Consider the following 25,115-nt stretch of genomic DNA (forward strand, 5'->3'; position numbering starts at 1 on the left):
CCTCTCGACTTGCTCCTCTCCAAGACGAGCCTGTCGAAGGTAAAGCCGGTCCGCTTTGCGGGCCGGCTTTTTTGTTAACGCCGATTTAACATTAAAGTAATTTGGCGGCAACATGAAAGGTGTATCTATGACAGTGGAGAGGAGCAAAATATGAGAGGACTGCTAAAAGCTGTGTTAACAGCGGTATTGCTGGCTCCGACGAGTCTTTGGGCGCAGGATGCGGCCACGGACAGCCTGAAGGAGCGGATGAGCGAAACGGCCGACAAAATCGCCGGGATCGAAGAGCGCTTGGGGATTGCGGAAACCGACATCGCCGGGTTGAAGAAACTGAAGATTTCCGGCTACGTGCAGGCCCGCTACGAGTACCATGATGACGCGTCCAGCGCCCCGCTGCAGGGGACGGTGTCAACCTCGTCAAGTAACCAAGGCAAGCTTTTGAACCGATTCTTTATTCGGCGGGGCCGGGTCAAAACCACGTATCAGGCGACCCCCAACGCCTTGGGAGTGGTTTATTTCGACGGTTCCGCCTCCGGGGTTTCGCTCAAAGAGGCCTACGTGGCCGTAACGGAACCCCGTTCCAAAGTTACCGCGACGCTGGGGCAGTTCAACTGGCTTTTCGGCTATGAAATCTCGTTTTCATCTTCCAAGCGGGAGTTTCCGGAGCGGGCCCGCTGGTCCCGCACGCTCTTCCCGGGGGAACGGGATCGGGGCATCAAGCTGGAGCGTCCGTTTCTTTTGATGGGAAAATACAACCTTACGCTTCAAGCCGGAGTGTACAACGGCAACGGCATCGAGGACGTCGGTTTTGGAGTTCGAGACCCGAACAAGTGGAAGGATTTCATCGCCCGGGCCGCTTTCGGTCTGGGGCATCTGGATTTCGGGCTCTCCGGCTACTGGGGAAAGCAGTTCAACCCAAGCGACTCGGCCATTCCCGTCCAGCGTCCTTCTACCTCTGACAAAATCCGCTACGGGGCGGACGCCCAGTTCTTCTATGAGCTGCCGGTTTTGGGAGGCGGGGTACTGAAAGCGGAGGGGGTTTTGGCCGAGGAGCCGAAAAACCAGTCCAAGCCGTTCCGCTCGTTGGACTCCACCCGCAACGCCGCCGGCCTCCACGCCGTTTGGGCGCAGAATCTGAAGGAAAAATTCCAGTGGATTTCCCGCGTGGACTTTTACGACCCGGATCGGGACATCGACGAAGATCACTTCATCACCTACGGCTTCGGACTGATATATTTCTGGGACGGCGCCAGCAAACTGAAGCTGGTATACGAACTGCCCAAATCGTTCGTCAACAGCCGCTCCGGTACGGTTACCGTGAACGGGGTAAAAGAAGATGAAAAGGACAACATTCTGACTTTGGAATGGGTCTACACGTTCTAAAACAAAACCAAAAAGGAGGAGAAATGAAAAGAATACTCGCACCCCTTCTGATTGCGCTGGGATTCAGTTTCGGCTCGATTGGGCTGGGACTGGCCGGCAAGATGATCACGATGAAGGGCTCGGACACGATGGTGATCTTGGGTCAGCGCTGGGCCGAGCAGTATATGCAGAAAACCCCCGGCGCCGTGATTCAGGTTACCGGCGGCGGCAGCGGCACTGGCATTGCAGCCCTCATCAACGGCACCACCGACATCTGCCAGTCCTCCCGCCCCATCAAACCGTCCGAAAAGAACAAAATGAAGGAGCGCTACTTCACGCAGGGAATTGAAATTCCGGTGGCTAAGGACGGGTTGGCCGTTTACGTGCACGAGTCCAACCCGGTGGACAAGCTGACTATAGAGCAGGTAAAGTTGATTTACACCGGCAAAATCACCAACTGGAAGGAACTCGGCGGGCCGGATGCCAAAATCATCCTGTACGGCCGGGAAAACAACTCCGGCACCTATGTGTTCTTCAAAGACAACGTTTTGATGGGGGCCGATTTCGCCCCGCAGACCGCCACTTTGCCTGGCACGGCGGCCGTCGTGAACGCCGTTTCGAAAGACAAAAATGGCATCGGCTATGGCGGTGCCGCTTACGCCAAGGGGATCAAGGAGTGCGCCTTGGCGGAAAAAGCGGGTGCCCCGGCCTACGGCCCGACGCTCGAAAACGTGCAGAGCGGCAAGTATCCTTTGGCCCGCGACCTGTACTGGTATTTCCGCACCAAGCCGGCCGGCGACGTCAAAAAACTGGTGGACTGGGTACTATCGCCGGAAGGCCAGAAGGTCGTTTCCGAAGTCGGCTACTTCCCGGTCAAAAGCACCAAACCCTCGGCGGATGCGGAAAAATAGTTCCGCTTGATTCTCTCCGGGAGAAGATATACCTTGGAGGAAAGATGGACAAAAAAAAACTCGTTGAGCTCGGGGTGGAGCTTCTGGTCTATCTTTCCTCCTGGGTTTCCATTTTGGGGATCGTCTTCCTATTCATTTTCATCGGCAAGGAGGCCTTTCCCCTTTTAACCGACCCCCGGATGCGGGAGGAAGTCCACCTTTCCCAGCTCTGGACCTCTGTCTGGCAGCCGGTTTCGGATGTACCGAAGTTCGGCCTGATTCCGCTTTTCATCGGCACTTTGAAAGCCTCTTTCGTGGCAATGCTTTTTGCCACCCCGCTGGCCATTCTGGCCGCCATTTTTACTTCCGAGTTCGCCCCTCCCCGTTTGGGACGGGCCATCAAACCGGCCGTTGAGCTTTTGGCCGGCATTCCGTCTGTCGTTTTGGGATTCTTTGCTTTGGTTGTTTTGGCTACCTGGGTGCAGGGGCTTTTCGGTTTCACCATGCGGTTGAACGCCACCGCCGCCGGCATCGCTTTGGGGCTCGCGGTACTCCCCATCATTTACACCGTGACGGAAGATGCCTTGGCCACCGTGCCGAAAGCGTTTCGCGAGGCCTCCTTGTCCCTCGGTGCCACGCCGTGGCAGACCGCCTTCAAAGTGGTTTTACCGGCCGCCCTGCCGGGGATTTTCGCCGCCTTGGTTTTGGGGTTCGGCCGGGCGGTGGGGGAGACGATGATTGTCTTGATGGCCTCCGGGAATGCCTCGATTGTCAGCGCCAACTTGGGGGACTCCATCCGCACTCTGTCCGCAACCATCGCGGCGGAGCTGGCCGAAGTGGTCTTCGGCGACGGGCATTACCGACTCCTGTTCGGCCTCGGGGTGATGCTTTTTTCCTTCACCTTCGTTTTGAATCTGGTCGGCAGCTGGTACATCCAGCGGGTTAAAAAACGGCTTTTGGGGGCGGCGTGAAAGACAAGCTTTTCGTCGGCCTCTCGGCCGCCGCCATGCTGGTCATTTTGGCGATGCTGGCCGTCATTCTCGGTAACATTTTCTGGTTCGGCAAGGATATGCTCTCCTGGGAATTCATCTCCGCCAAACCGACGATGGGAATGACCGAAGGGGGAATTTTCCCCGCCATCTTCGGCACGGTCGCTCTGGTTTTCTTGATGTCGATCGCCGTGATGCCGGCCGGCGTTCTGACCGCCGTTTACCTTGAAGAGTACGCCCGGGCCGATTCCAAAATGGTCAAACTCGTCCAGCAGGCGGTCGCCAATCTGGCCGGCGTCCCGTCCATTGTTTTCGGCCTTTTCGGTTTGGGGTTTTTCGTCAACTTCGTCGGCCGGGGTGTGGATGGGTTGTTTTTCGGTGGCGAACTCTACTACGGTCAGCCGGCGATTATCTGGGCGGCCGCTACGCTGGCCCTTTTGACTCTGCCGGTGGTGATCGTCACCACTTCGGAAGCGCTGCGCGCCGTGCCGCGCGAAATAAAAGAAGGGGGCCTGGCGCTCGGCGCCACCCGCCTTCAGAACCTCCGACGCATCATCATACCCTCCGCCCTCCCCGGTATTCTGACCGGCGGCATTCTGGCGGTTTCCCGCGGCGCCGGGGAGGTGGCCCCGATTATGTTCACCGGCGCGGCCTATTTTCTTCCCTATCTGCCTACCAAGCCGAACGACCAGTTTATGGAACTCGGCTACCACGTCTACGTGATGGCCACCCAGTCGCCGGACGTGGAGGCAACCAAGCCGATTTTGTATTCCACCGTGTTGGTGCTTTTAGCTTTGACTTTCCTTTTGAACCTTTTGGCCATATACTTGCGGGCGCGGCTGCGCAAACGATTTGCCGAGGGACGCTGATGGAACTGGTAAACGAGGAAATTGAAACGGTGACCAAACTGCCCCAATTCCGGCTGGACGCCATCGGCCGGCCGGAAACCGTCCCGGCCGAGCGGGAAAAGATTCGGATAGAGAATTTTTCCTTCTGGTACGGAAAAACAAAGGCCTTGGACGACATCACCAGCAAAATTTACGAGCACCGCATCACCGCTTATATCGGCCCCTCCGGCTGCGGCAAGTCCACCTTTCTGCGCTGTTTGAACCGGATGAACGATTTGATTCCCCACACCCGCTGGGAGGGAAAAATCTTTTTGGAGGAGGAGGAAATCTCCCGCCCCAAGCCGGATTTTACCGCGCTCCGCCGGAAGGTGGGGATGGTTTTCCAGAAATCGAACCCCTTCCCCAAATCGATTTTTGAAAACGTGGCCTTCGGGCTGCGCATAGCCGGGGAAAGCAACGCCGAAAAGCTTTCCGCCGCCGTGGAAGAGAGCTTGAAGCAGGCGGCTTTGTGGGAGGAGGTTAAGGATAAGTTGGAGCGTTCGGCTTTGGCTCTTTCCGGCGGCCAGCAGCAGCGGCTCTGCATCGCAAGGGCTTTGGCCGTCCGGCCGGAGGTTTTGCTTCTGGACGAACCCTGCTCGCAGCTGGATCCGATTTCGACCGCCAAAATCGAAGAACTCCTGCTCAATTTAAAGAGCCGCTACACCATCGTTCTGGTCACCCACAATATGCAGCAGGCAGCCCGCGTTTCCGACTTTACCGGCTTTTTCCTCCTTGGACAACTGGTGGAGTTCGACGACACCCGGAAATTGTTCACCAACCCGGCTGACAAGCGTACGGAAGATTACATCACCGGAAGGTTCGGATAATGCAAAGGCACTTTGACGAGGAACTGGGGCTCATCAAAAAAAAGCTGGCCGAGATGGCCGGGTTGGCGGAGGGGATGATTTCCCGTGCCGTGCAAGTTTTGGTTGAGCGGGATTCGAAACTGGCGGAAGAAATCTGGCCGGATGAGAAGGAAGTGAATTCAAAGCAGCTGGATATTGATGAGGATTGCCTGAAACTTCTGGCCCTCCACCAGCCGATGGCCACCGATTTGCGCTTCCTGGTGGCCACCCTGCGCATCACCGGAGAGCTGGAACGGATTGCCGACCAGGCGGTCAACATCACTCAGGCGGCCTTGGTGTTGATTGAAAAGCCGGAGCTAAAACCGCTTATCGACATCCCCCGCATGGCCACAGTGGCGGCCGGAATGGTGAAGGATAGCTTGGATTCCTTTGTGAAAAAAGATCCGGCGTTGGCCCGGCAGGTGCTGGAGCGGGACAACGAAGTGGACGCCTATAAGGATCAGATTTTCCGCGAGCTTTTAACCTATATGTTCTCCGACCCCAAATCGATTGAGCGGGCCATCGAACTCATCTTGATCTCTCGCCATCTCGAACGGATTGCCGACCACGCCACCAACATCGCCGAAGACGCCATCTACTACGTGGAAGGGCGCGACGTCCGTCACCACGCCGCCGAGTAGCGTCCCGCTTTTTCGGATTTAGTTCAGTCCGCCAATAAATGAGCCAACCGGGCAAAACCGTACCCCATCAGGGCGCAGCCGGGCAAAGTCAAAATCCAGGCCAGAACGATGTTTCCCGCCACCCCCCAGCGGACGGCGGAAAACTTTTGTGAAGCCCCCACTCCCATAATCGTCGAGCTGATGACGTGTGTGGTGGAAAGGGGAACGCCGATGCGCGAGGCGATTTCAATCAAGGTCCCGGCGCCTGCTTCCGCCGAAAAACCGTGGAAGGGGGTCAAGTGTACGATACGCATCCCCATCGTTTTGATAATCCGCCACCCTCCCATCGCCGTGCCCGCCGCCATCGCCACGGCGCAGAGTAAAATCACCCAGAGGGGGATATGAAAATCGGAGAACTGATAGTAACTCACCAAGGCCATCGTGATAATTCCCATCGTCTTCTGGGCATCGTTGGAACCGTGGCTGTAGGCCATCCAGGCGGCGGAAACAATCTGCAGCCGGCTGAACAGCGTGCCGACCCGCCCCGGATGGGATTTTTGGAAAAAAAAGAAGAGCAGATTGGTCAAAAGCCAGCCAAAGCCGAAAGCAAGGAGCGGAGACAAAAACAGAGGTAAAATCACTTTGGTTGTGATCCCCGAAGTGACCAGAACCTCCGAGCCCCCCATGGCATATCCGGCCCCGATGATGGAAGCCATCAAAGCGTGACTCGAGGAAGTGGGAAGCCCGAAATACCAAGTCAGCAAATCCCAAAGAAAGGCGGAAAGGAGGGCGCAGCCAATCGCCAGTTGGGACATCGCCTGCGGATCCACCAATCCCTTGCCGACAGTGGCGGCGACAGCCGTGCCGGTCAAGGCCCCCACGAAGTTCAAAACGGCGGCCATGGCGATGGCGGCGCGCGGCGTCAAAACCCGGGTGGAAACAGAGGTGGCAATGGCGTTGGCGGCGTCGTGGAAGCCGTTCATCAAATCGAAAGCTACCGCCAGGACGATGACGACGATTAAGAGGGAAAAACTATCCATCCGGAAGGAAGGCCTTAGGCGTTTTTCACCACCACCGATTCAATTACCACGGCCATATCTTCGCATTTGTCGATCGCTTTTTCCAGACTCTCGTACACCTCCTTCCACTTGATGACTTCCAAAGGCGAGGGGGCGCGCTCAAAAAGCTCTACCATCGTCATTTTCAAAAGCATATCCGCCTCGTTTTCCAGCCGGTTGATTTCGATGGCATAATCCAGAATCCGGCGCGGACGCTTTAAGTCCCGAAGGGAAGTGATGGCCTTGGCAACCTCCATCACCGACTGGTGGAGAATCTGGGCCATTTGAACCAGGTTCTGCGTCGGTTTTTCCAGTTTGTACAGGAAAATCCGGTCTGCCACTTCCTCGGTCAAATCCAAAACGTCGTCGATCCCCGCGGCGATGGCGTGTATGTCATCTCGGTCGATGGGGGTAATAAATGTGCGGTTCAGCCGGTCCATAATCTCGTGGGTGATGATGTCCCCCTCGTGCTCCAGCTCGTCCAATTTCTGCACCCCTTTTTCCAGCTTGGAAAAATCCTTTATCATTTCCAAAAAAACGTCCACCGAGGCGGACAGATTTTTGGTGGCGCGCTCGAACATGTCGAAAAACGCTTCTTCCTTTTTTACCAGCCAGGGCATTTTTTTCTCCTTTGGTTCACGGCCACTATACTTTTCGGGCTGACTTAAGTCAACTGTGACAAGGCCGGGACTGAATCGCCGATACGACTGTCGCCAAATAAAAAACGAGAGGGAACCGGGAGGCGCAGGAAAGGTTCCCTCTCGTCTGGTACGGTAAACTTATTCGGTCGTGCCTCGCACCGTGGCCGGCACAATGGCCGGAAATTCCGCGCTTACCGGCTCTTTTCCGTCACCTCCCTCAACGGCGGCCGCCGTCTCCGCGGCAGTTTCTTCCTGCTTGGTAAAGCGGGCCATTAGGGTATAAACCACCGGCACCAGAACCAAAGTCAAAAACGTGGAAAAAAGCATTCCACCCACCACCGAAATCCCGAGCGGGCGGCGGGCTTCGCCTCCCGCGCCGAGGCCGATGGCAATCGGCAAAACGCCGAATACCACGGTCAAGGAGGTCATCAAAATCGGCCGCAAGCGGGTGCGGGCGGCCTGCGTCACGGCGTCAAATAGCGCCACGCCCCGTTCCCGCAATTGGTTGGCGAACTCCACAATCAGAATAGAGTTCTTTGTCACCAAACCGATTAGCATAACCAGCCCGATTTGGGAATAGATGTTCAAGCTCTGGCGGAAGATGAACAAGGAGACCAAGGCCCCGACCAGAGCGAGCGGCACGGCCAAAAGAATGGTCAAGGGATGAATGAAGCTCTCAAACTGCGCGGAGAGAACGAGGTAAATGAAAACCACCGCCAGCAAAAAGACGAAATAGAGGGCGCTGCTTGATTCGCGGAATTCGCGCGACTGGCCGGCCAGCTCCCGCTTGATGCCCGGGGGCAGATCGTTTTGGCGAATTTGGTCGAGATCATCCAAGGCCTTCCCCAAGCTGACGCCGGGAAGCATGCTGGCGGTGATGGTGGCGGAGCGGATACGGTTGTAATGGTTCAGCTCCTTGGGGGCCACGGTCTCCTTCAACTGCACCACGTTGGCGAGCTGCACCAACCCGCCACGGGTGCGGACGTAGAGGTCTTCAATCGTCCGGGGGGTGGCCCGGTCGGCGGGCTTCATCTGCAAAATGACGTCGTACTGCTTGGCCCCCCGCTTGAAATTGGTGACCACCCGGCCGCCCAGGAAGGTTTCCAACGTCGCGCCGATGTCTGCCACGGAAACGCCGAGCCCGGCGGAGCGCTCGCGGTCAATCTGGATGTTCAGTTGCGGCTTGTTCAGGCGCAAATCGGTGTCAAGGTTATAGAGGTAGCCCAGCTGCTGGGCCTTGCCCATCATAATTCCGACCGCTTGCTGCAGTTCCTCGTAGGTGTCTCCCTGCAAGACGTACTCCACCGGGCTGGAGGTGAAATCGGCCCCCAAGCTGGGAGGGTTGATGACAAAGGCCAGAACGCCGGGAATCGACATCAACTGCGGGAAGAGGGACTGCACGATTTCCTGCTGGGAGCGGTCCCGTTCCCCGCGCGGTTTCAAACGTAAAAACAGAACCCCGTTGGTCACCCGCCCCGGCCCGGCGAACCCCAGGCCGACCGCGGTGAAAAGCCCCTGGCGCTCCGGCAGGTTCATCAAGATGTTTTCCACCTGGTGCATATAGCGATCCGTGTAGTCCAGCGTGGCCCCTTCCGGGGCAATCACGACGCCGAAGCCGATGCCGCGGTCCTCCACCGGCACCAGTTCGGAGGGGAGGAACTTAAACAGGGAGAGGGAAAGCAAAACCAGAACGGTTGCGCCGGCAAACACCTTCAGCCGATTTTTCAAAGCCCAAGCCAGAATTCGGGTGTAGGTCGAATCCAGCCAGGCAAAGAAAGCATCGAAGCTCTTGGTGGCCCAATTGTGGCCGACGCCGTAAAGCGGCTTTAGAATCCGGGAGGTGAGCATCGGCGTCAGCGTAAGCGCGGTGAAACCGGAAATCAGAACGGCGGCGGCCACGGAAAGGCCGAACTCCCGGAAGAGCTTGCCGACGTTGCCGGTCAAAAAGGAAAGGGGGATGAAAACCGCCACCAGCGTTATGGTGATGGCAATAACGGCAAAGCCTATCTCCTTGGAGGCGTCGAAGGCCGCCTTTCTCCTATCCTTTCCCATCTGCATATGGCGGTAAACGTTTTCCAAAACGACGATGGCGTCATCCACCACCAAGCCGATGGCCAAAACCAAGGCCAAAAGGGTCAGAATGTTCAGTGTGAAGCCGAGGAAGTAGGCGACGGCAAAACTTCCAAAGATGGAAACCGGGATGGCGAGAGTAGGAATCACGGTGGCGCGGAAGCTTTTCAAAAAGGCCAGAATGACCAAAATTACCAAACAGAAGGCAATGAACAGGGTCTCCTGCACCTCGTTTATGGAATCTTGAATGAAGTCGGCGGCGTTGTAGGCGACCTCCAAATTCATCCCTTTCGGCAGCTCCTTGGCCAGTTGGGGGAGGGCGGCCATCACCGTTTTGGAAACCTCGATGGTGGAGGCCTTGTTCTGTTTGCCAATGCCGACGCCGACGGCGGGATGGCCGTTGTAGCGCACCACTGTGCGCTCATCCTCGGCCCCCAAGGTCACTTCCGCCACTTGTCCCAGTCGGACGATTTGATCGCCATCCTGTTTGACGATGAGTCCGGCGAACTCCTCCGGGGTGGCCAGCTTGCCGAGCGTGCGCACGGCGAACTCCCGCCCCGCTCCCTCCACCCGGCCGCCGGGAATTTCGGCGTTCCCCCGGCGGATGGCATTTTCCACATCTTGAGTGGTCAACCCAAAGGCGGCCATTCGCTGGGCGTCCAGCCAGACCCGCATGGCGTATTTCCGTTCCCCGCCGATGAAGACCAGCCCCACCCCCGGCAGGCGCTGCAACTTTTCTTTTAAAATCCGGTCGGCGATTTCGGAAACCTCCAAATCGGAATGGCGGGTCGAGGAGAGGGCCAGCCACAAAAAGGGCTGGGCGTTGACATCCAGTTTTTCAATGATGGGATCATCCGCCTCGGCTGGCAGCTCGCCGCGAATGCGGGTGACCCGGTCGCGCACGTCATTGGCCGCCTCGTTGACATCCCGGTTCAGTTCAAACTCGACGGAAATAACCGATCCTTGCTCCACGCTGGAGGACTTGATGGTTTTCACCCCTTCGAGCGTGGAGAGCTGCTCTTCCAGAATGTCCGTTATTTCGGTTTCCACCACGCTCGGGCTGGCACCGCGGTAAAAGGTGGTGATGGAGACGACCGGCGGGTCGATATCCGGATATTCCCGCACCGGCAGCCGGGTGAAGGCGATCACCCCGAAAAGGAGGATGACCAAGCTCATCACCGAGGCGAAAACGGGGCGCTTGATGGAAAGTTCGCTTAGCTTCATGATTTACCTCCCGCCGCTTGCGGCGTTCCCGAATCCGGCACCGGAAAGACCTTGGCGCCGGGGAAGAGCTTTTGATGCCCGGCTTTGACCACCTGCGTGCCCGGGGCCAGCCCGCTTAAAACCTCCACGGAGGCCTTCTGCCGGGTGCCGCAGACAATCGGCGTGGGAACCACCGTGCTGTCTTTTTGGATCACGTACACCAAATTTTTATCCCCCTCGGCAAAGACCGCCTCGTCCGGCACGGTGAGGGCGTTCTTGCGTTCGCTCAAAACGGCCGATACGTTGGCCGACATGCCGGGACGGAACTTGCGGGCCGGGTTGGGGACCCGCGCCAGAATTTTGACCGTGCGGGATTCCGGGTTGACCACCGGCTCTATCACGCTGATTCTGCCTTTCAACTCATGACCCGGAAAGGCAGGGGCGGAAACGGTAACGGAGGCGCCGGACTTGAGCTCGGATAAATACCGTTCGGGGGCGTAGAAGATGATTCGCAGTTCGTCGATTTTGGCCAAATCGGTAATTACGTCCCCGGTGCGGACGAAGGCCCCTGGGGAAATCCGGCGTGCGCCGACCAAGCCGGAAAAGGGGGCGGTGATTTTTGTTTTGGCCAAGCGGGCCTTGGCCAAGGCCCAATCCGCTTCGGCCATTTTTAAAGCGGCGGCGGCGTCGTCCAAATCCTGCGGCGCACCAGCCTTCTGCTCGACGATTGATTTCACCCGTTCGTAGCTGATTTTCCGCTGGTCGCGCAGGGCTTCGGCACGGTCTTCTTCGGCTTTCAACTGCTCATCATCCAGTTGGGCAATCAATTCCCCTTTTTCAATCACCGAACCTTCCTTGTAGGGGATGTCGATGACCTGGGCGTCGATTTGGGCCACCACGGTGATGGCCTCCAACGCTTCCAACGTGCCGACCGCCTCAAATTTGTCGGAGACCGTCCCGGCCGTGACCGTGGCGACCTCCACCGGCATCGGCGGCGGGGAAAAACCGTTCCCCTTGTTCTTGGCGCAGCCGGTGATTAACAGGAAAACCAGAATTAGGGCAATCACCCAGCCCAAATCTATTCCCCAGCGATTATTTATTTTCATCTTTTCCTCGCGTCAGTTATTGGTTTCCGTTTCGATTACACTTGTCGTAAGCTTTTTCAATTCCGCCGCCGCCTTGGCCGCCCGCACCAGGGCCTGCGAATAACGCTGCTGGGCGGTGGCCAAGTCCGCGCTCAAGCGAACCAACTCGAAAGCCGTCGTACGGCCAACCTGATATTCCAGCATTCCGATTCTGACCTGCTCGGCGGAGGCCTCCACGCCCGTGCGGGCCGCCTCCAGTCGTTTTTTGGCATGCAACAATTCCCGGTAACTGGCGCGCACATCCTCTTCCAGTCCCCTCTTGGCGGCGATATACTGCTGGTAAGCCCGCTCCGCCTCGCCATTCAAACGCTGGCGTTCTCCCAAACCGGAGCGGAGTCCAATCGGCAAGGAGAAACGGAAACCGACGTTCCAAGTGGGATAATCTCGTTGAAAAACCTGCGTCCAGGCGCGGTCGGCGCTGCCAGCGAAGGGGCCGCCCAAGGTGTCTGTTCCGGAAAGTCCGTTGGCTCCCAAGATACCGTACAGGTCCAATTTGGGCAAAGCATTCCAACCGGCCCCCTTGGCTAAGGAACGGGCCGCCGCCCAGTTTTTTTCCGCCACTTTAAGATTGCGGTTTTCCTCCAGCGCCTTTTGAACCAAACTGTCCGGGTCTTCCACCGGAAAATCGGAAGGGGGGGTATCGGAAGGGCGGTAGCGTACAGAAGAGGAACGCTGTCCCAGCAAGGTTGCGAGCTGGTCGGAAATTTTGTCCAAATTTTCTTCCCTATCCAAAACGGCCTGCTCCTGCTCGGCCAAAAAGACCTTGGCGTTCGCCACCTGGTTCGGCCCGACGCGGCCGACGGCGGCTTTCAACTCCGTCTCTTTCAAAAAAGCAGCCGCCCGGTCGCGGATTAAAATCTGCACGGCCAAATCCCGCTCGGCGGCATACAAATCCCAGTAGGTTTGCTCCACTTCGGCATTAAGAGATAAAACGGCATCCGCATAGCGCGCCTGGGCCGCTTCCAGACCACGCCGGGCGGAGCTCAAATTCGAGGCCGTCCCCGGGCCGAAGCCGGAAAGAATCGGCTGGGTTATTTCAATTTTCCCAAAGTTGGTGTATTGCGACTTCAGCGCCGTGTAGGGGGAATTGCTTTCCAGCCGAGTGGTGTTTACGGAGGTCTCCAGTTGCGTGCCGAGGGGCGACTTCAACCGCAGGCCGGCCGAGCCGGTAAGCCGTTCATCCTCCTGCACGATGGCAAAAGAACCGACGCCGGGCACGGCGAAGGCGGAGGGCTGACGAAATCTCGATTTCTCTCCTTCGGCAAAAAGCTCTGGGTCGAAAGCCCCTTTTTCGCGGCGATGGACGCCGCCAGCCGCCTTGAGTGCGGCCCTGGCTTCCTGCAGGGAGGTGGCGTGCTTCATCGCTTCCGCTTTGGCTTCCTCCATCGAGATAAAGCTTCCTTCAAATTGCGCCAAGGTCAAAGCCAACGCGCTGTCCGGGTTGGTTTCCAAAAGCTGCGGCTGGGCCAAGACCTGTTCCCTTCCCAAAAGGAAAGAGAAAATTATTATGGTCTGTATTATAAAGAGTCCCTTAACTTTGTCTTTCACCTACCCACACTCCTTTTGCCCCTGATTGGCCCGGTTTGTTCTCTACAGTTCCAGATTGAAGTTTTTGCGCGCCTCGTCGGTCAAAATGGCGGATATCAGCATTGCGGTCGATCTCCGGTACATTTTCTCAAAGTCCAAACCTTCCCACGGCTTGCCGGTCGATACCTCGCGGCTCGAAAGATGGTCGATGATTTCCATAACCCCCCGGCAATGGGCCCAGAGAATGATGGACATCTCCACCGGGTTTGTCTCCCTCCGGAAACTGCCGTCTTCAATTCCTTTGCGTATCACTTCCTGCACCACCCCGCCCAAGCACTGCCCGGACTCGGCACAGGCTTTTTTCATCTCCTCCGAAACCTGGGCGTGCAACTGGGTGTTTTCGGAAAAGGAAAACATTTTGAAGTAATCGTGATGGCGCTTGTAGAAGGCGTAATAGGCCTGCCCCAAATTTTCCAAAAGCTTGACGGAACTTTCGCCGGTTGCGGCCGCCTCTTGGAACATTTTCAAAAGGATTTGATGCCCCCGGCAGATGATGGCCATATACAAATCCTCTTTGCTTTTGTAGTAAAGGTAGAGGGTTCCTTTGGAAAGCTCGGCCCGCTCGGCTATTTCATCCATCGTGGATATGGCCAGCCCCTTTTCAAAAAACACCGTTTCCGCCGCGTTCAGAATCTCCTCTTTTCGGTGAAGCTTTTCTCTTTCTTTTCGTTCGGTTATTCCCATTCCAGCTCCTTCATTTAGGTCAACCCTTCAGAACCAATGACTGACCGTCAGTCATAAATTACGCTTTAATCTATTGAAAGTTTCGCTTTTGTCAAGAAAAAAATCTAAAATCATATAACTTATTGAAAAAATTTGACTTATATCATATTAGTAAGTGTTTTCACATTATCAAATGATTCCCTTAGCGGATTTATTGGCTATCTTCATGAGCAATTATTTTGAGCTGAATCAATTGTTTCTTTGCTTATATTTCGTTGCCGATGAAACGAATCTCCAATCAGGAAGTAGCTCGCATCATCGCCGAAATCGGCGAATATCTGGATATGGAAGGGGTTCCCTTTAAACCCCGGGCCTACGAAAAAGCGGCCCAGGTAGTTGGCGATTTAGATCAGTCCCTTTCTGAACTGTATCAAACCGGCGGGCTTAAGGCCCTCGAACAAATCCCCGGCGTGGGGACCTCAATCGCCAAAAAAATCGAGGAGCTGCTCAAGACCGGCCGTCTCAAATATTACGACGAACTGAAAAAGAAAATTCCGGTCGATTTGTCGGGCCTGCGCAAAATAGAAGGACTGGGGCCGAAGTCTATCAAAAAATTGTACGAAAAGCTGGGGGTCAGAACGGTTGCCGACTTGGAGAAAGCGGCTAAAGCAGGGAAAATTTCCAAATTAGAACACTTCGGCGCCAAATCGGAGGAAAACATTCTTAAAGGACTCGAGTTTTTGAAAAAAGCCACGGGCCGCTTTCTTTTGGGAATGGCCCTGCCCATCGGAAGGAAAATCGAGGCGCGCTTGAAGGGGCTGGAGGAGGTGGAGCGGGTTACTCTGGCCGGGTCTTTGCGCCGCCGCAAGGAAACCATCGGCGATTTGGATATTTTGGTCGTCTCAAAAAAACCGATGCCGGTGATGGATTTCTTCGTCTCGATGCCGGAGGTGGTGCGGGTGACCGCCCACGGAGAGACCAAATCGGCGGTCAAGCTGGAGTCGGGGCTGGATGTCGATTTACGGGTGGTTCCGGCCGAATCGTACGGCGCCGCTCTGAACTACTTTACCGGCTCCAAGGATCACAACGTCACCCTGCGCGAAATGGCCTTGGCCAAAGGGTGGAAGCTGAACGAGTACGGGTTGTTCAAAGGGAAAAAGCAGCTCGCCGGCCGAACCGAGGAGGAACTCTACGCCGCTTTGGGGATGGAATACGTTCCGCCGGAAATGCGGGAAAATACCGGCGAAATTGAACTGGCCAAAAAGCACAAGCTTCCCAAGCTCATCGGTTACGACGACTTACAGGGCGACCTGCAAATCCAGACCGACTGGACCGACGGCGCTGACACGATAGAGGCCTACGCCCAAGCCGCCATCGAACGGGGTTTGAAATACATCGCCATCACCGACCACACCAAACGGCTGGCGATGACCGGCGGGCTGGATGAGAAAAAAATTCGCCGGCAGTGGGCGGAAATCGACCGGGTGCAGAAAAAAATCGGCTCGAAGTTGAAAATCCTGAAGGGGACCGAGTGCGATATTCTGAAAGACGGAAGTCTGGATTTGGACGACGAAACGCTGGGCCGGCTGAACGTTTGCGGCGTCGCCGTCCATTCCCATTTCGATTTGTCGCGGGAGGAGCAAACCAAACGTATCATCCGCGCCATCAATAATCCCAACGTCGATATACTCTTCCACCCCACCGGACGGTTGATTGGGAAACGGGAGGCGTATGACGTCGATATGGACGCCATTATAAAAGCCGCCAAGGAGACCGGCACCGTTCTGGAAATAGACGCCTTCCCCGACCGGCTGGATTTGAAAGATGAGCATATCAAAAAATGCGTGGCCGCCGGGGTGAAGCTGGCCATCGACACGGACGCCCACGCTATCGCCCATCTCGATTTTCTCGAATACGGCATCGCCCAGGCCCGCCGCGGCTGGGCGGAAAAATCCGACGTCATCAACACCCGCCCGTTGGAGGCGTTATTGAAATTGCTTAAAAAATAGGCGCACTTTTACATAAGGGTATTCACTACTCCAACGGCGACGAATTGTTTTTGAATGGACAGATTTATACTTTGCCGTATATGCCTTCGAACGCCGTGATTCGAAAATCCCGTCCGGTCAGATAATGCTGCATTCTGATACAGAAGCGTTCGACCAGATTCCCATGATGGAGGACCGGAGGGTTCTCGAGGCAATGGCCTCCCGGTTGGAAGGATTGACCAAGCAGGAGGTCATCCAGAACCTTGACCGTTTTGGCCGCAACGCCGTCCCCGGGCTCAAGAGAAAGTCCCTTATAAAACGGTTTCTTGCCAATTTCACCCATCTGATGGCTTTCCTTTTATGGGGGGGTGGGGTTATCGGCTTTGTCGCCGGTATGCCCCAGTTGGGATACGCCATATGGGCCGTCAATCTAATCAACGGGATCTTCAGCTTCTGGCAGGAGTACAAGGCGGAAAAAGCAACCGAGACCCTGCTCCGATTGCTTCCTGCTTTCGCCCGAATCGTTCGTGAAGGCAGAGAAGTCCGCGTGCTGGCGGAGGAACTGGTACCGGGGGATATTTTGCTCTTGGCGGAAGGGGAAAAAATCCCGGCCGACGCCCGGCTTCTTTCCGGCTCGGCGTTGACTGTCGATCAATCAACCCTGACTGGCGAATCCCGACCGGTGCAGAAAACCGGTGATGTTGCCCACCCTCATCAAGACCGCTGGGAGTACCCCAATTTAATTTTCGCCGGCACCAGTGTCGCGACCGGCAGCGCCCGGGCCGTGGTCATTGCCACAGGCGGTGACACCGAGTTTGGAAAAATTGCCCGGCTGACACAAGCCCTACCGGAGGCACCCAGTCCCCTGCAGAAGGAGATGATGTGGGTGACGCGGCTGATCACCCTCTTGGTCGTTGCCATCGGCGCGGTTTTTTGGGCGGCGGCCACTCTTTTGGCCGGCTTGGAGTTACGGGTAGGATTTGTCTTTGCGATGGGAATGATTGTTGCCTTCGTCCCGGAAGGGCTTCTGCCCACCGTCACGCTCTCATTGGCCATGGGGGTGCAGCGGATGGCCCGCCGCAACGCCTTGGTCAAGACCCTCTCTTCGGTCGAAACGTTGGGCTCCACCACCGTCATCTGCACGGACAAAACCGGCACCTTGACCCAAAACGAAATGACCGTGACCGACTTCTGGGTGGGCGGGCGAAAGTTGAAACTGACCGGCGTGGGCTATCATTCTGATGGGCAGGTTCTGGAAGCGGGCCGGCCGGTTTCGGTTCATTTTCAGCCGGATTTGCAGGAGCTGCTCACAGCCGCCAGTTTGTGCAACAATTCACGCCTTGTATCCTCGGGAAGTGTCCCGGGGGTCTGGACACCGGTTGGGGAGTCCGGCGAAGCAGCTTTGAGAGTGGCCGCGTTGAAAGCAGGTCTTAACGGAGAGGAAATTGAACGCCTGTATCCGAGGATTTCGGAAATCCCCTTCGACACCCGCCGGCGGCGAATGACCACCATTCAGCAGGGGCCGGAAGAGCGCATCGTCTTCGTCAAAGGTTCCGCCAAAGAACTTTTGACCCTCTGCACCCGCTTCCGGCAGGGAGGCGCGGAAATTACCCTCGATGAAAAAACCCGCCGGGAAATTTCTGATGCCGTTGACGGCTACGCCCGGGGCGGTCTGCGGGTTTTGGCCTTCGCCCGGCGTACGCTTCCCGGCTCGCTTTCCGATTTCACCCCTTACCAGATGGAGCGGGAACTGACCTTTCTGGGGCTGGCCGCCCTTACCGATCCACCCCGAGCGGGGGTGGCAGAGGCCGTGGAAAAATGTCACCGGGCCGGCATCCGGCTGGTGATGTTTACCGGGGATTACGAACTCACCGCCGAAGCGGTGGCCCGCAAGATAGGCCTCCTCCGCTCCTCCCGATCCCGGATTTACACGGGGGGAGAGGTGGCCGAAATGAGCGATGCGGAACTGGCGGAGGTGTTGCGTGCCAACGTGGTCTTCGCCCGTTTTACGCCGGAAGAGAAGCTCCGTTTGGTCGCCATCCTGCAAACGATGGGGGAGGTGGTCGCCGTTACCGGCGACGGCGTCAATGACGCCCCGGCTTTGAAGAAGGCCGATATCGGCGTGGCAATGGGAAAATCCGGCACGGATGTGGCCAGGGAAGCCGCCGATATGGTTCTGGTCGATGACGACTTTGCCTCCATCGTGAATGCGGTGGAAGAGGGGCGCGCGGTTTACGCCAATATCCGCAAGTTCATCACCTACATTTTCACCAGCAACGTGGCGGAGGCCTTTCCCTTCATATTTTTCGCGCTTTCCAGCGGGAGGATTCCGTTGGGCTTGAACGTAATGCAGGTGCTTTCTATCGATTTGGGCACGGACATTATGCCCGCGTTGGCCTTGGGGGCTGAAAAGCCCGAGTCCGGTCTCATGGACCGGCCGCCCCGGCCGCGGAATCAGCACGTCATTGACAAACCGCTTTTGATCCGGGTTTTTTTCTGGTTGGGGCTGTTCCAGGGGATTACGGCGATGGTCGCTTTTTATTTCCAGTATTGGCGGAACGGATTTGTCGGGCAGTGGATCGATCTGCCATCGGGAGGAACTTTGTATGCGTCCGCAACGACAATGACGCTGGCTGCCATCGTGGCCTCTCAAGTCGGTAATCTCTTTACCCAGCGCTCGGAGCGCTTGTCCCTTTTTCGCATGAATCCTTTTACCAACCGCCTTCTGTGGCTGGGGGTGGGCGTGGAGGTGGTTCTGCTTTTGGCCGTCGTTTATTTACCGCCCTTTCAAAAAGTGTTCGGCACGGCGCCGTTTGCGGCCGCCAATTGGTTTCTGCTTCTGGCTGCCGTCCCCCTTTTGCCATTAGCGGATGAAGTCAGAAAAGCCGTGGCACGAAGAAAAACAAAAAGTCGGGGTAATGAATCTCTTCACTAAACGAAAGCCGGTCGCCGACGGAGCTTGAATTGCTCCCTTGACTGCCCGAAGACCTTCGCATATGCTCCCTTCTTCCGTATGACCGCAAATCCCGAAGGGATTTTTCACATCCACAAAATCTCAAAAATTTACAAAATGGGAGAAGTGGAAATTCACGCCCTGCGGCGGGTCGATTTTGATTTGTACGCCGGCGAATTCGTGGTGCTTCTGGGCCCCTCCGGCAGCGGCAAATCGACTTTGCTCAACATCCTAGGGGGGCTGGACGTCCCCACCAGCGGCGAGGTTTATTATCTCGATCACAAACTGACTTCCGCTGACGAACCGGATTTGACCCGCTTCCGCCGGGAGCATGTCGGCTTCGTGTTCCAGTTCTACAACCTGATTCCAAGCTTGACCGCCTTGGAAAACGTAGCTTTGGTCACGGAAATCTCCCCCCGATCGATGGCCCCGGAAGAAGCCCTGCGGCTGGTCGGGCTGGAAAATCGGATGCACCATTTCCCGGCCCAGCTTTCCGGCGGGGAACAGCAGCGGGTGGCGATCGCCCGCGCCGTGGCCAAACGTCCGGAGGTGCTGCTCTGTGACGAGCCGACCGGGGCACTGGATTTTGCCACGGGGAAAGTCGTGCTCGAAGTTTTGGAAAAGGTGAACCGGGAACTGGGAACCATCACCGTGGTCATCACTCACAACGCCTCCATTGCGCAAATGGCCGACCGGGTCATCCGCTTGAGCAGCGGGCAAGTGGCCGGCATCCGGAAAAACGAGCGCCGGGCCTCTCCGGCGGAACTGGCCTGGTAGCCGATGGGCGCGCTTGACAGAAAATTGCTGCGGGATCTTGGGCGGCTGCGCGGCCAGTTGATTGCGGTGGCACTCGTGGTCGCCTGCGGCATCGCCGCCTACGTCACCATGCGCAGTGCCTACCAGTCGCTGGTGGTCTCGCAGGCCGCCTACTATCAGGAATACCGCTTCGCCAATCTCTTCGCCCATCTCAAGCGGGCCCCGAACTCCTTGGCGGAGCGCATCGCCCGAATCCCCGGCGTGGCTCAAGTCCAAACCCGCATCGTTATGGAAGTGAACCTGGACGTTCCCGGACTGGAGCAGCCCGCCACCGGTCGGATGGTCTCCATTCCAGAAAAAAGAGTTCCGATGTTGAACGATTTGCACCTCCGGGCCGGCCGCTACATCGAGCCGGGCCGCCGCGGGGAGGTTCTGGCGAGCGAAGCGTTCGCCACGGCCAACGAGTTGAAGGTCGGCGACCGAATCGGTGCGGTTTTGAACGGCCGCTGGGAGGAGCTCCAAATCGTCGGCATTGCCCTTTCCCCCGAGTACGTCTATGAAATCCGCGGCACGGAGGTCCTGCCGGACAACCGCCGCTTCGGCGTTTTCTGGATGGGGCGGGAGGCGCTTGCCGCCGCCTTCAACATGGAAGGGGCTTTCAACGATCTGGCTCTGACGCTGGCACCGGGCGCCGTCGAGGCCGAAGTGATCTCCCGACTGGACGCCCTGCTTTCCCGCTACGGCGGCTTGGGGACCTACAGCCGTTCCGAGCAGATTTCCCACCGTTTTCTTTCGGATGAAATCGCCCAGGACCGGATTACCGGCCTCTTCGTCCCCTCCATCTTCCTGGCCGTCGCCGCCTTTTTAATCCACATCGTTCTGACCCGTCTGGTCGGCACGCAAAGGCCCCAGATTGGCGTCTTGAAGGCCTTCGGCTACGGCAACTGGGAAATCGGTGCGCACTACTTGAAGTTCGCTTGGACGGCGGTTTTCGCCGGCACCGTTTTGGGGGTTGCTTTGGGAATCTGGTTTGGCAAGGAGATCGCCGAACTCTACTCCCTTTATTTTCATTTTCCGGTCCTGCAATTTGTCCCCGATTTCTGGTTGATAGGGTTGGCGATTTTCACCAGCGCGGCGTCCGCCGGACTGGGAGCTTTGACTTCCGTGCGTTCCGCCGTGGCGCTGCCGCCGGCCGAAGCGATGCGCCCCCCCGCCCCGGCCCGCTTCCGTACCGGCTGGGCCGAACGGCTGGGGCTGTCCCGATTTTTCTCCATCCCTGCGCGGATGATTCTGCGCAACTTGGAGCGCCGCCCCTTGAAGGCCTTTCTTTCTCTTTTGGGCATCGCTTGGGCCGTCGCCATTCTGCTTCTGGGTCGCTACTTTTTCGACGCCGTTGACAAAATCATAGATCTCCAGTTTCGGGCCATTCAACGGGAGGATATGACCGTCCTTTTTGCAACACCCCTCCCCGGGCGCGTTCGTTACGAACTGAATCAGCTCGAAGGGGTGCGCAAAACCGAGCCGTTCCGCGCCGTTCCGGTCCGCCTGCGCTTCGGCCACCGCGCCAAACGGCTCGGGCTTTTCGGCTTGGAGCCGGAGGGAAAGCTGCGGACGCTGCTGGACAAAAACGAAAAAAAAGTTTTTCTGCCGCCGGAAGGGCTGGTACTGACCTCCAAGCTGGCGGAAATTTTGGGCGCCGCCCGGGGGGACACGTTGACCCTCGAGGTTTTGGAAGGGGAGCGCCCCGTGCGCCGGGTTGTTTTGGTCGGTCTCGTGGATGAAATGGTGGGGGTCTCCGCCTATATGGATCGGGCCGCTTTGGGACGCCTCTTGCGCGAAGAGGGAAACGTTTCCGGTGCCTTTTTAGCGGTCGACCCGCCTGCCGAGCAGGCGTTGTACGCCGAACTGAAAAAGACCCCCGCCGTGGCGGGTGTCGCCGTCCGCTCCGTGATGCTGGAAAGTTTTCAAAAATCGATCGCTGAAAGTTTGACCGTCACCACCACCGTGCTCATCCTCTTTGCCTGCGTGATCGCCGTCGCGGTGGTGTACAACAGCGCCCGCATCGCCCTCTCCGAGCGGGGCCGCGAGCTGGCCAGCTTGCGCGTTCTGGGTTTTTCCAAAAAGGAGACCGCCTTCATGCTTGTGGGAGAACAGTCCTTTCTGACGATTGCGGCCCTTCCCTTCGGGTTGGTCCTGGGCTATGCCGTCGCCGCCCTTCTTTCAGAGGTGATGGAATCGGAGCTGTACCGGATGCCTTTGGCCATCAGCGGCCGCTCCTTCGTTTTTTCCATTGCCACGGTCGGCGCGGCCGCGTTTCTTTCCGCTTTGGTGGTCGTGCGGCTTTTGAACCGGCTGGACTTGGTGTCCGTTTTGAAAACGGGTGAATGATGAAAAAAATAAGCGTGCCGAAAATTCTTTTTTTCGCCGTTTCGCTGGTGGTGACGGCCTTTTTAGTGTACGCGCTGCTCCCCTCCCCGATTTCCGTCGAAACGGCGAAAGTCAAGGTGGGGGTCCTGCGAGTGACCATCGACGAGGAAGGAGAGGCCCGCGCCCACGACCACTACACAGTGGCCGCCCCCGTCGCCGGGCGGATGGAGCGCGTGGAATGGCACGACGGGGATGCGGTTAAAAAAGGGGAGGTTCTCGTCTCCCTCCATCCCGTGCCGTTGGGGCCGCGGGAGCAGGCTGAACTCACCGAACGGATCGCCGCCGCCGCGGCCCGCCAAAAGGAGGTCCAGGCGGCGCTGGAGCGCGCCCGCGCCCTTCACCGCCAGGCCCAACGGGAAAAGGAGCGGGTGGAGGGGCTGGCCAAAAGAAATCTGATTTCACGCCGCGAGACGGAGGCCGCCGCCGTTTCCGAACTGGCCGCCGCCAAGGATTTGGAGGCCTCCGAGTGCGAGCTCCGGGCGGCGGAGGCCGAAGTGCAGATCGCCCGCGCCGGGTTGATGGCCGTTGAACCGGCCGCCAACGGTTCCCGGGTGATGCGCCTGCGCGCCCCGGTGCAGGGAAAGATTCTGCGGATTCTGGAAAAAAGCGAGCGGGTGGTCGCTGCCGGCACGCCGCTTATGATTTTGGGCGACCCCGCTCATTTGGAAGTCGTCGTGGATGTTCTCTCCACCGACGCGGTGAAAATATTGCCCGGGATGCCGGTGCTTTTGGAAGAATGGGGGGGCGAGAGGCCCCTCCGCGCCCGGGTGCGCACGGTGGAGCCGGCCGCCTTCACCAAAGTTTCCGCTCTGGGGATCGAGGAAAAGCGGGTGAACGTTGTGGCGGACTTTGTCGATTCCGCCAGCCCTTTGGGGGACGGCTTTCGCGTGGTGGCCAGAATCGTAATCTGGGAGGCGGATTCCGTTTTGAAAGTTCCCACAAGCGCCCTTTTCCGCTCCGGGAAGGGCTGGAGCGTTTTCACCGTCGAGGGGAGCCGCGCCCGGCTGCGGCCGGTTGAACCGGGTCGCAGAGGATGTTTTGAAACGGAAATCCTGAAGGGCCTCGAAGCTGGCGAGCGCATCGTCGCCCACCCCACCAACGAACTTACAGACGGCGCACGGGTTAAAGTTCGCTAATTCAATAAAAAGGCTTTCGCGACCATCCCCTGAGGTTCAAAAATCCGCAAGGTCCGCGGAAAAACGCACAACTTGGAAACCAGTTTCCGCCGCTTTACAAACGGTACTCATTTGACTAAAATTCCCCGGCTCGGGTTCAACCGGAAAATCGTATGCAAGTTGGTAGGGTCGGCATATTACAACTATTTTCGCTTATAGTCCTTGCGGCGGGCAAACTCCACGCCCAATCCGATTCCCTTTTCTCCATAGACGAGCTTTTGGAAATGCTCCGCGACGGCGAAATTTCAATGGAAACCTTCGAGGAAGCACTTTTGGCCTCGGAAAAAAGCGGCGCAAAACTCTCCTTCGTGGCGCAAGAGGAGTTGAACGTCGATTCTTTGCCCGAAATTCATTTTCCCCTTTATTTCAACCTCGGCAGCCAGTACTCAATCGCCCCGCAAAAAGAGAGCCGCAATTATTTTTCCTTCCGAAGCCCGGCCAAAAATGCTTTCGGCTTCTTCGCCGAAGGGGCCAAAACCCCTACGGCGCACGAGCTTTCCCTACGAAGAAGAGGCGCTTGGTTTGCAGAGGGCGACTGGGAAGCCCGCGCCGGAAATTTTGATTACACGTGGGGCGAAGGGTTGATTTTAGGCCGGGGATTTTACCCTCTGCCCTCCGTCTCCAAGCCGGATGATTTCGCCAATTCAATCGCTTTCCCCGATTACACCCGCTACAATGGTCTATTGTCCCGCCGCACCCTTGAACATTTTGCTTTCGAGGCCGTTGCTTCCTTCGACCAAAGCCAAACCAACGAAGACTTGCTCGCCGCGGGGGGCATCACTTATTTTCGGGAAAACTTTGAGGCCGGTATGCTGATGGGCAGGGAAGAGCTAAAAAACAGACAGACAGAGGCCAAAAAATCTTTTCCCCTCGGCTCCGCCTTCGCCCGGTTCAAATGGCGGGAAGCCGAACTCTCTGCGGAGGGCGGCTATCTGGACCAAAAACCGGCCGGTTACGTTTTTTCGGCTCAAGCCAGCCACGGCTACTGGCGCTCCCAAATCGATTTCTGGAACTACAACACCGGTTTGCTCATCCGCTCCGGCGGCCCCTCCTTCGGCGATTACCGCACACAGAAAATTGAAGAAGTGGATTTTTCCTATCGCACCCCCCGCAGCCGCACGAAAGGGTTTATCTGGAGCGAGCATTGGCGCCCCGATGCTCGCTTCAGCTTCGATTCAAAAATCGGCTTCTGGGGCCCCTTGGGGGAAAACTTGAACCGGCACCGCTTTTCCTTTTCCAGCCGCTACCGCCCCTTCAAAAAACTTGGATTTTCCGGCCGCTTCACCAAGAGCGACTTTTCCGACACCTTAGAAGCCCGCCAGCGCTGGCAGGGAAGAATCGCCGCCGATTACGAATTCAACGAAAATCTGGATTTCCGGCTCTCCGGCGAATCGCAGAAGGGGTTTTTGGGGCATAAGGGAGAAGCCCTTTCGGCCCGGGCGTGCTGGAAACAGAATCGTTTGCGCCTGACCGCTTGGGGTAAAATCGGCGAACGCACGGACCGGCCCCCCGACCGGTTTTATTACACTTTCTATCTCGAAGAGCGCTTGAAAATTTATCCGGAGCTGGAGTTTATGGCCCGCTTCTCCAAGGATTTCAACCGCTCCCTTTCCAACAAACCTTCGACTTTTCTGCGAGTCGAGCTCGCCCGCCCCTGGTGATGCGCGCCCTTTTTGCGTTTGTCTTTTTTTTCTTTTCAGCCAGTGCCGCCCTGGCGCAAACTCCAAAGGTCGTCATCAACGAAGTCCTGGCCAACGAGCCGGGCGCTTTCACCAGCTTGGAATGGCTGGAACTTTTCAACACTGACGCAGGCCCAGCCCCGCTGGCCGATTTTTCCATCGTCGTCGGCACCGACACCT

At 57.3% G+C, this 25,115-nt stretch carries 19 protein-coding genes; 13 read left to right on the forward strand and 6 right to left on the reverse strand.

The genetic code is table 11. The features are described from left to right. Positions 1–150 precede the first annotated feature (150 nt). The 6 genes from VNL73_02960 to phoU are packed head-to-tail and all read left to right on the forward strand — an operon-like array spanning position 151 to position 5,611. A complete protein-coding gene (locus VNL73_02960; protein HXF48371.1) occupies positions 151–1,380 on the forward strand; it encodes a hypothetical protein in 1,230 nt (409 codons plus the stop codon). A gap of 23 nt (positions 1,381–1,403) precedes the next feature. Beyond that, a complete protein-coding gene (locus tag VNL73_02965; GenBank protein HXF48372.1) occupies positions 1,404–2,270 on the forward strand; it encodes a phosphate ABC transporter substrate-binding protein in 867 nt (288 codons plus the stop codon). Between the two features lie 44 nt (positions 2,271–2,314). Next, positions 2,315–3,220 carry a phosphate ABC transporter permease subunit PstC gene (pstC, locus tag VNL73_02970; GenBank protein ID HXF48373.1) on the forward strand — a complete coding sequence of 302 codons (906 nt, stop codon included), beginning with the start codon at positions 2,315–2,317 and terminating at the stop codon, positions 3,218–3,220. Beyond that, positions 3,217–4,107, forward strand: a complete 891-nt coding sequence (pstA, locus tag VNL73_02975; protein ID HXF48374.1) for a phosphate ABC transporter permease PstA — start codon at positions 3,217–3,219, stop codon at positions 4,105–4,107. The genes pstC and pstA overlap by 4 nt, the downstream gene beginning before the upstream one ends. Then, positions 4,107–4,952: a phosphate ABC transporter ATP-binding protein PstB gene (gene pstB / locus VNL73_02980; GenBank protein ID HXF48375.1), complete on the forward strand. Its 846-nt coding sequence runs from the start codon at positions 4,107–4,109 to the stop codon at positions 4,950–4,952. The genes pstA and pstB overlap by 1 nt, the downstream gene beginning before the upstream one ends. Next, positions 4,952–5,611 carry a phosphate signaling complex protein PhoU gene (phoU, locus tag VNL73_02985; GenBank protein ID HXF48376.1) on the forward strand — a complete coding sequence of 220 codons (660 nt, stop codon included), beginning with the start codon at positions 4,952–4,954 and terminating at the stop codon, positions 5,609–5,611. Before pstB ends, phoU begins: the two co-directional genes overlap by 1 nt. 23 nt (positions 5,612–5,634) lie before the next feature. On the opposite strand, the gene VNL73_02990 is transcribed toward phoU, so the two are convergent. The 6 genes from VNL73_02990 to VNL73_03015 form a co-directional block, all read right to left on the reverse strand. After that, positions 5,635–6,630 (reverse strand): inorganic phosphate transporter, encoded by a 996-nt coding sequence (locus tag VNL73_02990; protein ID HXF48377.1) that lies wholly within the window; start codon positions 6,628–6,630, stop codon positions 5,635–5,637. 14 nt (positions 6,631–6,644) lie between these two features. Continuing rightward, positions 6,645–7,268 (reverse strand): DUF47 family protein, encoded by a 624-nt coding sequence (locus tag VNL73_02995; GenBank protein ID HXF48378.1) that lies wholly within the window; start codon positions 7,266–7,268, stop codon positions 6,645–6,647. Between the two features lie 159 nt (positions 7,269–7,427). After that, the gene (locus tag VNL73_03000) at positions 7,428–10,583 is read right to left on the reverse strand and encodes an efflux RND transporter permease subunit (protein ID HXF48379.1); all 3,156 of its coding nucleotides are present in this window, start codon (positions 10,581–10,583) and stop codon (positions 7,428–7,430) included. Beyond that, positions 10,580–11,668 (reverse strand): efflux RND transporter periplasmic adaptor subunit, encoded by a 1,089-nt coding sequence (locus tag VNL73_03005; protein HXF48380.1) that lies wholly within the window; start codon positions 11,666–11,668, stop codon positions 10,580–10,582. Before VNL73_03005 ends, VNL73_03000 begins: the two co-directional genes overlap by 4 nt. Positions 11,669–11,680: 12 nt before the next feature. Then, positions 11,681–13,255, reverse strand: coding sequence for a TolC family protein (locus VNL73_03010; protein HXF48381.1), 1,575 nt, complete (start codon positions 13,253–13,255; stop codon positions 11,681–11,683). Between the two features lie 42 nt (positions 13,256–13,297). Continuing rightward, on the reverse strand, positions 13,298–13,978 hold the full coding sequence (locus VNL73_03015; GenBank protein ID HXF48382.1) for a TetR/AcrR family transcriptional regulator: 681 nt from the start codon (positions 13,976–13,978) through the stop codon (positions 13,298–13,300). Positions 13,979–14,238: 260 nt separating this feature from the next. On the opposite strand from VNL73_03015, the gene polX reads away from it, so the two are divergent. From polX to VNL73_03050, 7 genes are all read left to right on the forward strand, one after another. After that, complete coding sequence (polX, locus tag VNL73_03020) at positions 14,239–15,966, forward strand: DNA polymerase/3'-5' exonuclease PolX (protein ID HXF48383.1); 1,728 nt, start codon at positions 14,239–14,241, stop codon at positions 15,964–15,966. Positions 15,967–16,090: 124 nt separating this feature from the next. Beyond that, positions 16,091–18,880 carry a cation-transporting P-type ATPase gene (locus VNL73_03025; GenBank protein ID HXF48384.1) on the forward strand — a complete coding sequence of 930 codons (2,790 nt, stop codon included), beginning with the start codon at positions 16,091–16,093 and terminating at the stop codon, positions 18,878–18,880. Between the two features lie 78 nt (positions 18,881–18,958). After that, positions 18,959–19,675 (forward strand): ABC transporter ATP-binding protein, encoded by a 717-nt coding sequence (locus VNL73_03030; GenBank protein ID HXF48385.1) that lies wholly within the window; start codon positions 18,959–18,961, stop codon positions 19,673–19,675. Between the two features lie 3 nt (positions 19,676–19,678). Further along, positions 19,679–22,042, forward strand: a complete 2,364-nt coding sequence (locus VNL73_03035; GenBank protein ID HXF48386.1) for an FtsX-like permease family protein — start codon at positions 19,679–19,681, stop codon at positions 22,040–22,042. Further along, positions 22,039–23,217, forward strand: coding sequence for an efflux RND transporter periplasmic adaptor subunit (locus VNL73_03040; GenBank protein HXF48387.1), 1,179 nt, complete (start codon positions 22,039–22,041; stop codon positions 23,215–23,217). Before VNL73_03035 ends, VNL73_03040 begins: the two co-directional genes overlap by 4 nt. A gap of 152 nt (positions 23,218–23,369) precedes the next feature. Beyond that, on the forward strand, positions 23,370–24,917 hold the full coding sequence (locus VNL73_03045) for a hypothetical protein (protein HXF48388.1): 1,548 nt from the start codon (positions 23,370–23,372) through the stop codon (positions 24,915–24,917). Beyond that, positions 24,917–25,115, forward strand: a 199-nt coding sequence (locus VNL73_03050) for a hypothetical protein (GenBank protein HXF48389.1), incomplete at its 3' end; no start/stop codon positions are given. The genes VNL73_03045 and VNL73_03050, both read left to right, overlap by 1 nt.

It is taken from the genome of Verrucomicrobiia bacterium (assembly GCA_035574275.1).
Taxonomy (GTDB): Bacteria; Zixibacteria; MSB-5A5; order DSPP01; family DSPP01; genus DSPP01.

What these genes read in the sequence shown, in the direction of transcription:
- VNL73_02960 (HXF48371.1), top strand. Translation starts at nt 151, where the DNA reads ATGAGAGGACTGCTAAAAGCTGTGTTAACAGCGGTATTGCTGGCTCCG.
- VNL73_02965 (HXF48372.1), top strand. Translation starts at nt 1,404, where the DNA reads ATGAAAAGAATACTCGCACCCCTTCTGATTGCGCTGGGATTCAGTTTC.
- pstC (HXF48373.1), top strand. Translation starts at nt 2,315, where the DNA reads ATGGACAAAAAAAAACTCGTTGAGCTCGGGGTGGAGCTTCTGGTCTAT.
- pstB (HXF48375.1), top strand. Translation starts at nt 4,107, where the DNA reads ATGGAACTGGTAAACGAGGAAATTGAAACGGTGACCAAACTGCCCCAA.
- phoU (HXF48376.1), top strand. Translation starts at nt 4,952, where the DNA reads ATGCAAAGGCACTTTGACGAGGAACTGGGGCTCATCAAAAAAAAGCTG.
- VNL73_02990 (HXF48377.1), bottom strand. Translation starts at nt 6,630, where the DNA reads ATGGATAGTTTTTCCCTCTTAATCGTCGTCATCGTCCTGGCGGTAGCT.
- VNL73_02995 (HXF48378.1), bottom strand. Translation starts at nt 7,268, where the DNA reads ATGCCCTGGCTGGTAAAAAAGGAAGAAGCGTTTTTCGACATGTTCGAG.
- VNL73_03000 (HXF48379.1), bottom strand. Translation starts at nt 10,583, where the DNA reads ATGAAGCTAAGCGAACTTTCCATCAAGCGCCCCGTTTTCGCCTCGGTG.
- VNL73_03005 (HXF48380.1), bottom strand. Translation starts at nt 11,668, where the DNA reads ATGAAAATAAATAATCGCTGGGGAATAGATTTGGGCTGGGTGATTGCC.
- VNL73_03015 (HXF48382.1), bottom strand. Translation starts at nt 13,978, where the DNA reads ATGGGAATAACCGAACGAAAAGAAAGAGAAAAGCTTCACCGAAAAGAG.
- polX (HXF48383.1), top strand. Translation starts at nt 14,239, where the DNA reads ATGAAACGAATCTCCAATCAGGAAGTAGCTCGCATCATCGCCGAAATC.
- VNL73_03025 (HXF48384.1), top strand. Translation starts at nt 16,091, where the DNA reads ATGCTGCATTCTGATACAGAAGCGTTCGACCAGATTCCCATGATGGAG.
- VNL73_03030 (HXF48385.1), top strand. Translation starts at nt 18,959, where the DNA reads ATGACCGCAAATCCCGAAGGGATTTTTCACATCCACAAAATCTCAAAA.
- VNL73_03035 (HXF48386.1), top strand. Translation starts at nt 19,679, where the DNA reads ATGGGCGCGCTTGACAGAAAATTGCTGCGGGATCTTGGGCGGCTGCGC.
- VNL73_03040 (HXF48387.1), top strand. Translation starts at nt 22,039, where the DNA reads ATGATGAAAAAAATAAGCGTGCCGAAAATTCTTTTTTTCGCCGTTTCG.
- VNL73_03045 (HXF48388.1), top strand. Translation starts at nt 23,370, where the DNA reads ATGCAAGTTGGTAGGGTCGGCATATTACAACTATTTTCGCTTATAGTC.